Here is a 13,479-nt window from a genome sequence, read left to right on the forward strand (position 1 = left end):
ACCTGCTGCCGTAATTTTCATTAGTCTAATTCATATTTCGGAAAGTGAGAAACCTAAACGATTCATTGGTTTTGTCAAATGCTATTTTAGGGATTCTGTCTTTTAAAATTTCCAAAAGTTGTTCTCTGTTTTTTCTTAAATAGTTTTTTAGCTGAATCAATTCCATATACTCATACTCTCTTTCATTCAGGATTTTTGATAACTCTATAATTCCTATCCGTTCACTAAATCCAATTTCAATTAAGTCGAGCTGTAAGGGTTGGTTTACTCCGTAAAGCAGATACTGCGGAAAATTTAAAACAGTTTGAGAAATTGTCTTTTCATCATCATCTTCAAATCTCATTTCTACATTCCTAATTATTGAAGCAGCAGCACTCTGAATATTATAGCCAATAAGTGAATTTATTAGCCGTAAGGAAGTGTCAATGTCATTTGAACAAACTGATGAAATGCTTTCAAACCAGTTTCCACCAATCCAAAGTTTTATGGCTTTCTTGATTTCCTTGAAAGTAAGTTCAGTCCTGTTTCTTTTATTGAATTCAGAAAGTTTGTAAGTAACTACAGATAGTTTTGAAATTTTGTCATCAAGCAAAAACTTTAACCATTTGTCATTTGATGGGTCAGTAAGTTCTTGCCAAAGAGAGTTTTCTAAATCAAGGTTGTCTTTAATTTCATTGTAACTTCGTATTGTAGAACCACTTTGCTTAATGAATTTAAACTCATTGCTTGCAATGAACGGTCTAATCCTTTCACCTCTTAGATTGATTAAAGTATTAAGAGTTTCTATTTGTGAACTGTCAGATTGAAACTTTGCGAAAGTTTCATTTATTAAATTTTGAATTGTTTTTTGAAGTTCGGTTGGTTCTATTTCTTCCGCAAGTAAATCAATAATAGAAATGTCAATTGAGTCAATTAATTCTTTAAATTCTTCGTCTTGTCCTTCAAGAATTTCGTTTGTCAAAGTCAATCTTCTTTCAACTACGACTTTCGAGATTCGGCTAATGATAAAAAATAAATGTCCGTCAACATTTTCTATGTTTTGTTCTTTTATTACTTGCTCAATTATTCCAAAATCATTTGGGTTTGTAACAATGATTAATCCTTTTGTTTCTTTACCTGCTCTTCCAGCCCTACCAACAAGGTTTTTTAAATCTCTTAATGGAATTGTTTCTTGTGTTTGTCCATTGTATCGTCTTGCTGAATTTATTACGATTGTTCTGATTGGTAAATTAACTCCCTCAGTCAAAGTGTTTGTGCAGATGATAAATTTTATTTCTTCTTTTCTAATTGCTTCCTCAATTATCTCTCTCACATACTGAGGTAAATCACCATGATGAAATAATGCACCATAATTTACAATTTGAGTTAAGGGATAATTCGAGCCGAAAAGAATTTCAAAATATTGCCTTAGGTGAATTTGAATCTTGCTGTCTTTCTTTACGAAATCAATAGGGTTGGGTAAATTTAATCCAGTAGTGAGTTGTGAAATTAACTCATTTGCTAAAGGTAAAACTCCAATTGGTCTTCCTTTGGTTGGAGTAAATAATGCAACACTTCCAGAGTTAAGAGATTTTAATGCTATTGCCACTGATTTGGCATTTCCCGAATTGAATCTGTAAACCTTTTGTTTGGTTTTTGTTTTTAGCTGCTGTATGAAGGTGAAATCACTTTCAGTTAGAAATTTATTCAATTTATAATTTTGAGGAACACTTTTGAAAGGATTAACATCAAGAAAGAAATTTGTGTTTGTTTCGTCAAATGGTTTCAGAAAACCATATTCAATTTCTGTTGCTCTGTATGTAGAACGAACTACTGTTTGTTCTGTCCCTCCAAGCCATTCATTTATTTTGTCAATGTTCGGAATGATAGCAGAAATGAAAACAAATTTTCTTTCAACTCCCTTTTCACTTTTTAGCCGAGAAAGAAGTAACTCGTAGTTAAGTCCTCTGTTGCCATCATCAAGTAAATGTCCTTCATCGCAAATTACCATTGTGAAATCTTTGAGGAAATTAGAAATGGAATTTTCTAATGCCATAAACTTCTCGGGTGTAGCAATAAGCAGCGTTACATTTTGAATCAATTCTTTTTCAGCATCAGTTGGAATGTTTCCACCATAGATTGTTTTAGAACTAATCCCAAGACGTGATAAGTTTCTACCAAACGATTGTCTAAGTTCTGCTGCTAATGCTCTGAAAGGAGCTAAGTAAAGTATCTTACAGTTTGGGTTGTTCTTATGCTCATTGTAAATAAGCAATTCGCAAATTGCAGTTTTACCTGAACTTGTCGGTGTCTGCAATGCGATTGATTGAAGTGAATTTAAAATACCTTTTTCAAGTGCTGTTTTCTGTGAAGGGAAGAAATCCCAAACTGGAAATGTTTTTTTTGTTGTCTTGTCAATATAAGAACTCCAGTGGTCAGAGGTGTTATGTTTTAAAAGGTCAGTCCAAATATTGTTTTTCCTAAACTTTTTAAGAATTGATTCTGCTAAAAAGTAAATAGAGAATTCATAGGGATTGTGTTTGTATGCAATAGATTTTTGTGCCTCAATACGATGTAATAATTCCTGAATTAAATTTTCATCTCCTGTTGTTAGATATTCATTTAAAAGTTTGCAGTAAGAATTCTGGTCGTCAAGTTTCCGTTTCAAAAAACACAAAACAAACTTGTCAATTTCTCTTTCATAATTTGCAACCTCATAAAGGTTTGCTAATATGTATGCTGATGCTGCATAATCAGAAAGGTAATAAAGTCCTGCGGCAAAGAGAATGTTATTAGGTTGATTTACTCCAACAAAATTGTCTCTCTTATTTATTAGCGAAAAAATTTCCAACCCTTTGGCAACTGAAAGTATATCATCTTTTTTCTCCTCTAAATTTTCTAAGATGTCATACATTTCACCGAATAGGGAAATGTAAAAATCGTCAGGTCTATTTAGAAAAGGATACTTGGCAATGGAATCTTCTGGCAAATTAAAATCCATAAAGGTTTGCCACGATTCTGATTGTGCTATCCAAAGCGATAATGTTTTACTAATCATAACTTAGGGATTTGAGTAAATACATTTTCATATACCTTTTGCAAATCCTTTATTGAAACAACAACAACTTCAAAAGTTGCCCCGTTAATCGCAGGAATTGTAACTGTCTTTTCTACTTCATCTTTAAAGAAAGTTTTGTCAACAAAAGCAACTGCCTTAATCTGTTTTGAATATTCTCCAACGGTTTCCGACTTGATAAACCTTTCAATGGAATCTACCAACTCCTTAAGTTTGGCAATTGGTGCATTTGCTTTCAATGTCTCATCTTTATATTTTTTCCGTAACCAGCATAATGAATTTGCAATTCGTGATACAGAATCCTTTTCAGCACCTTCAATTGCTTTCTCAATAGGATGGTAACTACTACTTGCAGTAGCTTTCATTTTGCTTTCAACAGAAATCAACAAATCATCTTTTGATGCCTTACCATTTTTTTTAATTGAAAATAAAATAACGTCAGTGTATGGTGCTGCAACATTTTTCTCCTGCTTCCATCGCCACTTTTTTGGTCCATCAACATTTCGTTTTTTAAATCTTTCTTTGAAAATGAAGTATGATAAAATTTCCCCAAAATCTCCTGATTGAATATTTCCAATTGAAGGAAGAATTTCTGAAAGTTCATTTTCTTTCGTTGAAGAAAATGATTGTATTCTATGCTCAAGTTCTTTGTCTGGAATGTAGCAGTTCTTGTATGGAATAGGTAGCTTGGCAATGAACTCATCCCACTCCTCATCCTTTAAGGAAAGAATGACAAAATTCTTTGAACCTTCCTCGAAATGCTTTAATAATTCCATTAATTGTCAATTAGTGTCGTTGTCTTACGGTTGCAGGTAACTAGCATATACACGCTATTTCATATCATAAACCCACCCAATAAAGGCTGAATTGCCACTACTGAGTGTCATAAATTAAAATATGATATTTACCTCAATTTATCTAAATCCTATTGATTTACAATGAGTTAAGAATAATTATCAATTTAACCTATTCATTGACATTACATTCTACATTTTCTAATAACTAAACCCTAATCCCTAACAACTAATAAAGCACCCACGTATCTTTAGAGCCGCCGCCTTGTGAGGAATTGACCACTAAGGAGCCTTTTCTAAGTGCTACACGGGTTAAACCTCCCGGGATTACCTTGACTTCATTTCCGTATAAAATATAAGGTCTTAAGTCCACATGGCGTCCTTCTGGATGGTCTTCTATCAGACAAGGTACCCGTGATAAAGAAATGGTCGGTTGAGCTATGTAGTTTCTCGGATTAGCTAAAATGTATTGTTTGAATTTTTCTTGTTCTTCTTTTGTCGATTTCGGTCCAATCAACATGCCATATCCACCTGCTTCATTGGCTTCTTTAACCACCAGTTTTTCAATGTTTTCTAAGACATACTTTCTGTCGGCTTCTTCGCCACAGATATAGGTCTCCACATTGGGTAAGATGGCATCTTCGCCTAAATAGTATTTAATGATTTTTGGGACATAAGCATAGATTACCTTATCATCCGCCACGCCTGTGCCAGGCGCATTCGCTAAGGCGACTCTACCTTTTTTATACACTTCAAATATACCCGGAATACCAATCATGGAATCAGGATTGAAAGTTTGCGGGTCTAAGAAGGTGTCATCAATACGACGGTAAATGACATCCACGATTTTGAAACCTTTGGTTGTACGCATTTTGACATAGCCTTCATGAACAACCAAATCTCTGGCATCTACTAATTCTACGCCCATTTGTTGAGCTAAATACGAATGTTCAAAATAGGCCGAATTGTAAATACCTGGGGTTAAAACCACCACAGTAGGCTCAGGGCGATCGCTGATGAAACGTAACATTTCCAACAGCTTATGTGGGTAATCAGAAATGGTTCTAATCTGCGTTTTGGCCACTACTTCAGGAAATGTTTGTTTGAATAATTCCCTGTTTTCCAACATATAGGATACCCCTGATGGACAGCGTAAATTATCCTCCAATACCATGAATTCACCATTATCACCACGGATCAAATCCGTACCAGTAATGTGAATCCAAATGTTTTTAGGTGGTTTAATCCCCATGCAAGGAGCCAAAAAGTTTTTGGAGGAATAGATGACTTCCTTGGGAATGATTCCGTCTTTGATGATTTTTTGATCGGAATAAATATCGGATAAAAATAAATTTAAGGCGGTGATTCGTTGAACTAAGCCTTTCTCCACATTATCCCAATCGGAACCATTCACAATTCTAGGAATGATATCTACGGGCATGATACGCTCCGTACCTTCGTTTTCGGAATAGACATTGAACGTAATCCCCATGGCCATTAAGGCTCTTTCGGCAGACTGATGTCGACGTAAAAACTCTTCTTTACTTAATTGTTCTACGCGCTCTTTAAATGGTCCATATCCTTCACGAACTTGTCCTTCCGGACTGAACATTTCGTCGTAAAATCCTTCTGTTAGGTAATCTTTAAATGAGAAATTCATAGGCCTTATTATTGATGGAATGCTTGATTAGGTAATAATTTAGGATTTTATTTCTGGAAAAAAAAGAACTTTTGAATGGTAAATGGTTAATGGTAAGTGGTAAATTGGATTGTATATCTTCTATATCGTTGATGATTACTTAATACTTTGGTAAACTTTTATTCGTATTTATTATAATAATAATTTCTCTTGGGTACATTTAATAATCAAATTACCTGATCAAATTTGTTATAAAATCATTCACCATTCACCATTTACCATTTACAATTAAATTATGTTTTTCTACCATTCTCCCATCGGTTTTTTACAAGTAGGACTTTCAGATAAAGGCTTGACTTCTTTGCAATTTGTGGAGCAAGGTGGGAATGATGTATTAGCAGATGAATTGAAAGGGATGCAAGAAGAAGTAGTCAGGAATTTGGATGCTTATTTTGAAAAACCTAATTGGAAATGGACTTGTCCTGTCGATTTCTCTACTGCCACATCCTTTCAAAAGAAGGTATGGTCAGCTTTGCTAGAAATTCCTGTAGGTGAAGTTATGTCTTATCAACAAATAGCGGAGTTAATCGAACAACCTAAAGCGGCTCAGGCTGTAGGAAATGCCAATGCCCAAAATCCAGTTCTTTTGTTAGTGCCATGTCATCGAGTTATAGGCTCTGATGGTTCCTTAGTTGGCTATCGGGGAGAATTGTGGAGAAAAGAATGGTTACTAAAACATGAAGGATATCGAGGTCTAAGTCAACAATTGAATCTATTTTAGGCTTATCTTTGGGCATGGGAAATGATGAAATTGTCGACGCACTAGAATTGTTGGTGAAACTATGGGATGTCCATGGTGTAAACGAGTTTAAAAGTAAGAATCTGGCTTTTGCAGCCCGTGGATTGGATAAATATCCAGGCAAAATCTCATCTCTCACAGAATCTGAATTATTACAAATACCCGGCGTAGGGAAATCCATTGTCAAAATCATTTTAGATTTAATTCAAATTGGGAGCAGTTCTGACTTGGATGGAATATTGGAACAAACTCCTCCAGGGATTCTGAACTTACTGAAGATCAAAGGGCTGGGTCCCAAGAAAGTAGGCCTTATTTGGAAGGAATTTGGGATAACTGATTTAGATGACTTGTTAATTGCTTGTGAGGAAAATCGCTTGGAGCAATTGAAAGGCTTTGGAAAGGCCGTTCAAGAAAATGTGCAGTTATACATTCAATTTCTTAAACAAAATTCCAAAAAGCTTCGATTGGATAAAGCTACTCATCTGTCACAAATCATTTTGGAGCAGTTGAAATCAAAATTCAGTCAAGTAGCCGAAGCAGGGGAATTGTCTCGGAATTGTGAAGTTATTTCTGAACTCGTTTTCTTGGTTGATTCAACTGATATTTTTGGCTCAGGATCACTAATTAATTCCATGGATGGGATGGAGGAAGATATCAAAGAATCCTCCCCATTTACGTGGAGAGGTTTATTTCATGGGCATCTTTTATCTATTCAAATTCATATTATTTCGCCTGATCAATGGGGAAATGCACTATTTCAGCAGGTGGCCCATCCAGAACATTTGACCGCTATCCAGTTTTATAAGCATTTTCAAGGGAAGCCGATTGCCTCTGACAAAGAAGTGTATGATACCTTAGCTTTGCCCTACATCATTCCTGAAATGCGGGAAGGATTCAAAGAGTTTGAATGGTCGCAAAAGCATCAATCCGATGAATTGGTTCAATATTCCGACTTGAAAGGATGTTTACACAATCACTCCACCTATTCCGATGGTAAAAATACCTTATTGGAAATGGCTGAGGCTTGTCGAGCACAAGGATTACAATATTTTGGGATCGCTGACCATTCTCAATATGCCGCTTATGCCAATGGCTTGAAAGAAGATAGGGTCATTGCTCAGCAGGAAGAGATAGATCAATTGAATGCAAAATGGAGTGATTTTAGTATACTGAAAGGTATTGAGGCGGATATTTTACCGGATGGTTCTTTGGATTATGATGCATCCGTTTTAGCTCGATTTGATTATGTGGTAGCCTCCGTGCATGCGCAGTTGGCCATGGATATAGATCGTTCCATGCCACGGGTGATAAAAGCCATTGAAAACCCATACACGTCGATTTTGGGGCATCCAACAGGCCGACTTTTACTAACACGCGCTGGTTTTCCTTTGCATATGGATAAGATTTTAGATGCTTGCAAGGCCAATGGAGTCAGTATCGAATTGAATGCTAGTCCATATCGACTGGACCTTGATTGGCGATATATTTATGATGCGATGGACAAAGGTATTTATGTTTCCATTAACCCTGATGCCCACCAAATAGAAGGCATCAGAGATATGGAATATGGCGTTAAAGTAGGGAGAAAAGGAGGTTTATTGCGCTCCTTAACTTTGAATGCATTGAATGTACAAGACTTGAAGACTTTTTTTAAAAAGGCTTAGAAGTTTGGTTTCAATAGGTATTTCGCATAGAATTCATCGATCACTCGCACCGCTTCGGTAGGTGTATCAACCAAGGAGAATAAGTCTAAATCTTCTTCATTGATATTTCCTTGAGTAATCATGGTGTTTTTTACCCAATCGATTAAGCCTTTCCAATATTCTGTTCCAACCAATACCACTGGAAAACGTCCAATTTTATGAGTTTGAATCAGTGTTAAAGATTCAAACATTTCATCTAACGTGCCAAATCCACCCGGCATGATGATAAATCCTTGTGAGTATTTCACAAACATCACTTTCCTAACAAAGAAGAAATCAAAATTGATGTTCTTGTCGTGGTCAATGTAAGGATTGGCAAATTGTTCAAATGGCAATTCAATGTTTAATCCCACCGATCTACCTCCTTCAGTTTTTGCTCCTTTATTACCTGCTTCCATGATACCCGGACCACCCCCAGTAATGACTCCATAGCCATGTCGTACTAGTTTAGCTGCAATTTCTTCTGCTACTTGGTAATAAGGATTGTCTGGTTTTGTTCTGGCGGATCCAAATATGGATACACAGGGGCCAATTTTAGATAGCTTATCAATGCCTTCTACAAACTCACTCATAATCTTGAAAATCCTCCAAGATTCTTCTGATTTTATTTGTGCCCAGGTTTTGTCTCCAAATGCTTTTTTGATTTTTTCTTCTTCGTGCTGCCGATCGTTCTCCAACATAAATTTATTCTTTTGATACTACGCAAATGTAGGATATATCCGCTTACCTTTGTCAAGAATTTAGAACTAAAATACAAGATAATGAGCTTAACTTTTGCTGTTGGTGGTGATCACGCCGGATTTGATTATAAAAACGATTTGATTGATTTCTTAGCAGAAAGAGGAATCACAGTGAAGGATTATGGTACTTTTTCAGCGGATTCGGTGGATTATCCAGATTTTGCACATCCTGTGGCATCGGCTGTAGAAAAAGGAGAGCAACGTTTTGGTTTATTATTGTGTGGAAGTGCCAATGGAGTGGCTATTACTGCCAATAAGCACCAAGGTATTCGTGCAGGGTTGGCATGGAATGTCGAAGTGGCCAAATTAATTCGTCAACACAATGATGCCAATGTCATTTGTTTACCTGTTCGATTCATCTCTTTAGAAGAAGCCAAAGCCTGCTTAGCTGCTTTCATTGAAACTCCTTTTGAAGGAGGTCGTCACCAAGGTCGTGTGGGTAAAATCGCTTGTAGCTAAGGATTTTTTTGGTACAAATTCGGGGAAATTTGCCGGTATTCTCTTTTCAAATTGGGTAAATACACGCTTAGTTTTTTGATGTTGTCTTCGGCATCATAGATGTAATCTGGTGCATCTTTTTCAAAGTATTCATGCAGTAAAACCACATTTTTGTATTGGTCTAAATTAGAAAATAGGGGTTTAGCCAAATCCCAATTGACAAAAGGACCAACCATTTGATTTCCTAAATATTCTTCAATTTGTGGTCCAAGAACCATTAATCGTTGATTTTTCAAGGTCAAGGTAGGGGCAGGTATACGCTCTCGATCCTTATTTTTGAGTTCTACCTGAACGTTATACCATGTTCCTCCAATGAGTAACCAAAGTGCTACTTCTTTTAAGATGGAATTCGAGCTCAAATGAAAGATGTTGAGTCCAAAATAGGCTAGTGCTGGTAGGAAAAAAAGTAAATTAATACGAATCAAAGAAGGGACTGTCAAGGTAGCAAATATGGCCGTAATGAGCCAAATAAGATTAGTTTGCTGTCCTTTTTGCGCATTAGAACGAATCCTTCTACTACGCAATACTAGCCAAAATCCCCATATTCCAATGAACAAGGCGGGAGCAAAAACACCGGCAATTTGAGTGACTTCTAACTGCTCAGGCACTTGAAACTGAAAGGCCGAGCGTTTGAAAACTTGAATCATAAATGGAAGATTCCCATTGATGGAAAAGAACAAGATATTCAACGAGAAGACCATCAAGAACCCTACAAACATCAGTACTATTTGTCGTAAGGTTATACCTGAATAAAACAGCAAACTCAATAAAGCCCAAACAAAAAATAAGGAGTAACTCAAATAGAATAAACTGGCTATGGCCATGTATATTCCTATAAGTATCACTCGATCATTGACTTGTAGGGTTCTTTGTTGATAAATGATTTCTCTCCAAGCCAATAATAAAAAAGTCAGACCTACTAAAGCGGGCCCTGGAGCCAAAAATTCTAAGGATAAGTGGAAGATAATGGCATACATCAAAAAGGGTAAATACCCAATTTGTGGCATCAATTCAAAGCGCTGAATGGTTTGTTGGAAAATATAGCTTTGATAAATTACAATGATGGATGAAATATAAATGTTCCAATGTACTGGTATGGAAAACCACTGTACAATCTGATAAAAAAGAGCAGCTAAGGGAGCCGTATTGTCACTGATGTCCTCATATATCAAGAATCCTTGATTCAGTTTTTGACCCAATAAATAGTTTTTAATCTCCCAAGGAAAAGGAGCTAAACCCCATTGCTGGATATAAAATAAACTAATAAGCCAAATTGCTACCAACAAAAGGGTAGGTAAGATGGAATCAGACTTGAAAATTTGGAACATATTTTTGGAACACCGACCCTAAATTACGTTTAATCCAATTATTATTCTGAAATTTGTGAGATTTTTAGGTAAAGAAAGGAGAAATATGGAAAGCAAGCGTCAACAAAAGTTTGGTCGTCAGATACAAAAAGATTTAAGTGATATCTTTCAAAAGGAATTTAAAGAGGTTTTTGGCAAAGGGATGGTCACTATTACCGACGTGAAAATGAGCCCCGATTTGTCAGCGGCTCGTTGTTATTTGAGCTTTCTTTTAGTGGATGACCCTCAGGCAGTTGTGGATATTTTGGAAGAAAAAACCAAAGCGATTCGTAATGCCTTAGCCAACCGAATTCGTCATCAAGTACGAATCATTCCCCATTTGTCGTTTTATCTAGATGATACTGCGGCATATGCAGCTAAAATTGAAGCTTTATTTGAAGGATTAGTTATTCCTCCAGCTACGGAAGAGGAAGATAAATAAATTGCATTCCCTTGAATCTACCCTTATTTGTTGCAAAAAGGTATTTTTTCACCAAGTCTAAGGCGAGTTTTATCACCTTCATTTCCCGTATTTCTATGTTGGGAGTGGGAGTGGAGGTCATGGCTCTTATCCTGATTTTGTCAGTATTTAATGGATTAGAAGAATTCCAAAAAGGTTTATTCAAAACCTATGATCCAGATTTAAAGGTTATTTCTAACCAAAATACAAGATTTACCTTAACTGCTCAGCAGTTAAAGGATGTCAAATCATTGGAAGGAATTCGTTTTGTCAATCCAATTTTGGAAGATCAGGCTCTGATTCGATATAAGAATAAGCAATTAGTCGTTCGTTTTAAAGGGGTCGATGATGAGTTTTTGAAGGCTGAACGTCTCAAGAAACAAGTTGTGGAGGGTGATTACTTTGTTCAAAATGGGGAACATGCCTTTGCCGTTGTCGGAATTGGGGTGTTTTTGAATATGGGAATGAGTTTTGAGGATGTTTTTACTCCCATAGAAGCTTGGTATCCCAATCATCAAGCCTTGAAACGCTTCACCATCAATGAGCAATCCATCCGAAGTAATCGATTTTTTCCTTCTGGAGTGATGGAAGTAGAGCAATCCTTTGACAATCAGATGATTTTAGTTCCTCTACCATGGATGGAAGAATTAATGGGTGTGGAGAATCAAATTTCTGCATTGGAAATTATGATCGACGAACATGCAGATGAGCAAGCCCTTAAATCAAAAATCGCTACTTTATTAGGAAAGACGTATCAAGTACAAACAAGAGACGAACAACATGTTGCTCTTTTGAAAGCTATTAAGATCGAAAAATTCTTTGTTTTCTTAATTATGGCCTTTGTAATGGGCATTGCTTCATTTACCTTGTTTTATGCCCTTTCTTTATTAGTTATCGAAAAAAAGAAAGATTTATCGACCTTGCTGGCCATGGGCTTTACCAAAAAGCAGATGTTTCAGACCTTCCTATTGGTTGGCGTACTCATTAGCTTCTCAGGGGCTATCATAGGTATGTTGCTTGGATACGGTTTAGGTTATATCCAACAGGAATTTGGAATTATCTCCCTAGGAATTCCTAATTCTCTGATTGATGCATATCCCATCCAAATGCGGATAGGGGATTTTATCCAAACCGCATTGGTGGTTATCATCATTACTTTTTTAGCCTCTATATTTCCAGCTAGAAAAGCTGTAGAAATGACCTTTAAGCGTTAGTAGGGGGATTGAATTCTCCTTCCCATTTAGATACCACACAAGTAGCAACTCCGTTTCCTGCCACTGAAGTAACAGTTCTTCCCATATCTAAGAAAGGGTCTACTCCTAATAACAAGGCAATTCCTTCCGCAGGTAAATTGAACATGGTTAAGGTTCCAGCGATAATGACCAATGATGCTCTGGGTACACCAGCTATTCCTTTGGAAGTAATCATTAAGGTTAATAACATGGTGATTTGTTGTTCTAGACTTAAATGCACCCCATAAGCTTGTGCAATAAAGCCCGTAGCAAAAGTCATGTACAACATAGAACCATCTAAATTAAAGCTGTAACCTAAGGGTAATACAAAACCTACAATTCGTCTACTACATCCAAATCGCTCTAACGCAGCAATTGTTTGAGGGAATGATGCTTCCGAACTGGCCGTTGAAAAGGAGATTAACAGTGCTTCTTTAAGTTCTTTCAATAAAGCCCAATATGGAATTTTATTGAAAATACAGATTAGCCATAAAATGACTACGGTAAAGAATAAGAGGCCTCCTAAAAAACAAATCATTAAGTAACCATAGCTAATCAAGATGCTTAATCCCTTGTTCGCTACTACGGTAGTCATGGCAGCAAAAACAGCATAGGGTGCTACTTCCATCACATAATTTACCATCTTGAAAACGACTTCAGCCAAGTTTTCAAATACATGAATTAGTTTTTTACCCGTTTCACCAATAGAGCCTAAAGCTACCCCGAAGAACAAGGAAAAGATGACAATTTGAAGTATCTCATTTTCTGCCAAAGCCTTGAAAAAGCTATCTGGAAAAATATGTAAAATAAAATCTTCTAAGGTTTTTACTTTGGAGGCATCAATACCCGTGGAAGTACCTGCTGCTGGCTTTGGCCAAGACTGCAAGCTTCCTGGTTGGGTGATATTTACAACCACTAAACCTGTCACTAATGATAAGAGTGTCGCGAAATAGAAATACCCAATGGTCTTTAAGCCAATTCGACCAACTGCTTTAAAATCTCCCAATTTGGCAATTCCTACCACCAAGGTGCAGAATACCAAGGGACCTACAATCATTTTGATTAAGCGTAGGAAAATTTTGGAAATCACTTGAAAACGTTGTGCCCACTCATGACTTTCTTCTGGAGAAAATGTGAGGAAAAAATATTCCCCTAAAGCGAGTCCTAGGATGAAACCTAAGATGATTTTTTGAGTAAGGCTTAATTTCATATT

The 13,479-nt window shown here is 36.4% G+C and carries 11 protein-coding genes; 5 read left to right on the plus strand and 6 right to left on the minus strand.

Annotated elements, in window-relative coordinates:
- Positions 1-25 precede the first annotated feature (25 nt).
- The 3 genes from HME7025_RS05715 to HME7025_RS05725 all read right to left on the minus strand — a co-directional run bounded on the left by HME7025_RS05715 (position 26) and on the right by HME7025_RS05725 (position 5,509).
- Entirely contained in the window at positions 26-3,037 is a 3,012-nt protein-coding gene (locus HME7025_RS05715) for a DEAD/DEAH box helicase (RefSeq protein ID WP_109322706.1), read from the minus strand.
- Positions 3,034-3,831 carry a Hachiman antiphage defense system protein HamA gene (locus tag HME7025_RS05720; protein WP_109322707.1) on the minus strand — a complete coding sequence of 266 codons (798 nt, stop codon included), beginning with the start codon at positions 3,829-3,831 and terminating at the stop codon, positions 3,034-3,036. The genes HME7025_RS05715 and HME7025_RS05720 overlap by 4 nt, the downstream gene beginning before the upstream one ends.
- A gap of 247 nt (positions 3,832-4,078) precedes the next feature.
- Complete coding sequence (locus HME7025_RS05725; RefSeq protein ID WP_109322708.1) at positions 4,079-5,509, minus strand: circularly permuted type 2 ATP-grasp protein; 1,431 nt, start codon at positions 5,507-5,509, stop codon at positions 4,079-4,081.
- Positions 5,510-5,783: 274 nt separating this feature from the next.
- Between HME7025_RS05725 and HME7025_RS05730 the strand changes: the two genes are divergently transcribed.
- The gene (locus HME7025_RS05730; protein ID WP_109322709.1) at positions 5,784-6,269 is read left to right on the plus strand and encodes a methylated-DNA--[protein]-cysteine S-methyltransferase; all 486 of its coding nucleotides are present in this window, start codon (positions 5,784-5,786) and stop codon (positions 6,267-6,269) included.
- A gap of 14 nt (positions 6,270-6,283) precedes the next feature.
- Positions 6,284-7,951, plus strand: coding sequence for a PHP domain-containing protein (locus tag HME7025_RS05735; protein WP_109322710.1), 1,668 nt, complete (start codon positions 6,284-6,286; stop codon positions 7,949-7,951).
- Here HME7025_RS05735 and HME7025_RS05740 read toward each other — a convergent pair.
- Positions 7,948-8,670 carry an LOG family protein gene (locus HME7025_RS05740; protein WP_109322711.1) on the minus strand — a complete coding sequence of 241 codons (723 nt, stop codon included), beginning with the start codon at positions 8,668-8,670 and terminating at the stop codon, positions 7,948-7,950. The genes HME7025_RS05735 and HME7025_RS05740 overlap by 4 nt on opposite strands.
- Before the next feature lie 81 nt (positions 8,671-8,751).
- Between HME7025_RS05740 and rpiB the strand changes: the two genes are divergently transcribed.
- Positions 8,752-9,189 (plus strand): ribose 5-phosphate isomerase B, encoded by a 438-nt coding sequence (gene rpiB / locus HME7025_RS05745; protein WP_109322712.1) that lies wholly within the window; start codon positions 8,752-8,754, stop codon positions 9,187-9,189.
- Here rpiB and HME7025_RS05750 read toward each other — a convergent pair.
- A complete protein-coding gene (locus tag HME7025_RS05750) occupies positions 9,186-10,556 on the minus strand; it encodes a hypothetical protein (protein ID WP_109322713.1) in 1,371 nt (456 codons plus the stop codon). The genes rpiB and HME7025_RS05750 overlap by 4 nt on opposite strands.
- Positions 10,557-10,641: 85 nt before the next feature.
- On the opposite strand from HME7025_RS05750, the gene rbfA reads away from it, so the two are divergent.
- On the plus strand, positions 10,642-11,016 hold the full coding sequence (gene rbfA / locus HME7025_RS05755; protein WP_109322714.1) for a 30S ribosome-binding factor RbfA: 375 nt from the start codon (positions 10,642-10,644) through the stop codon (positions 11,014-11,016).
- A gap of 11 nt (positions 11,017-11,027) precedes the next feature.
- Entirely contained in the window at positions 11,028-12,248 is a 1,221-nt protein-coding gene (locus HME7025_RS05760; RefSeq protein WP_154401937.1) for an ABC transporter permease, read from the plus strand.
- Here the strand turns inward: HME7025_RS05760 and HME7025_RS05765 are convergent.
- Positions 12,238-13,476: a dicarboxylate/amino acid:cation symporter gene (locus HME7025_RS05765; protein WP_109322716.1), complete on the minus strand. Its 1,239-nt coding sequence runs from the start codon at positions 13,474-13,476 to the stop codon at positions 12,238-12,240. The two genes, HME7025_RS05760 and HME7025_RS05765, sit on opposite strands and share 11 nt — an antisense overlap.
- Positions 13,477-13,479: the final 3 nt, after the last annotated feature.

It is taken from the genome of Aquirufa nivalisilvae, assembly GCF_003143535.1.
Taxonomy (GTDB): Bacteria; Bacteroidota; Bacteroidia; order Cytophagales; family Spirosomataceae; genus Aquirufa; species Aquirufa nivalisilvae.

What these genes read in the sequence shown, in the direction of transcription:
- HME7025_RS05715 (WP_109322706.1), bottom strand. Translation starts at nt 3,037, where the DNA reads ATGATTAGTAAAACATTATCGCTTTGGATAGCACAATCAGAATCGTGG.
- HME7025_RS05720 (WP_109322707.1), bottom strand. Translation starts at nt 3,831, where the DNA reads ATGGAATTATTAAAGCATTTCGAGGAAGGTTCAAAGAATTTTGTCATT.
- HME7025_RS05725 (WP_109322708.1), bottom strand. Translation starts at nt 5,509, where the DNA reads ATGAATTTCTCATTTAAAGATTACCTAACAGAAGGATTTTACGACGAA.
- HME7025_RS05730 (WP_109322709.1), top strand. Translation starts at nt 5,784, where the DNA reads ATGTTTTTCTACCATTCTCCCATCGGTTTTTTACAAGTAGGACTTTCA.
- HME7025_RS05735 (WP_109322710.1), top strand. Translation starts at nt 6,284, where the DNA reads ATGGGAAATGATGAAATTGTCGACGCACTAGAATTGTTGGTGAAACTA.
- HME7025_RS05740 (WP_109322711.1), bottom strand. Translation starts at nt 8,670, where the DNA reads ATGTTGGAGAACGATCGGCAGCACGAAGAAGAAAAAATCAAAAAAGCA.
- rpiB (WP_109322712.1), top strand. Translation starts at nt 8,752, where the DNA reads ATGAGCTTAACTTTTGCTGTTGGTGGTGATCACGCCGGATTTGATTAT.
- HME7025_RS05750 (WP_109322713.1), bottom strand. Translation starts at nt 10,556, where the DNA reads ATGTTCCAAATTTTCAAGTCTGATTCCATCTTACCTACCCTTTTGTTG.
- rbfA (WP_109322714.1), top strand. Translation starts at nt 10,642, where the DNA reads ATGGAAAGCAAGCGTCAACAAAAGTTTGGTCGTCAGATACAAAAAGAT.
- HME7025_RS05765 (WP_109322716.1), bottom strand. Translation starts at nt 13,476, where the DNA reads ATGAAATTAAGCCTTACTCAAAAAATCATCTTAGGTTTCATCCTAGGA.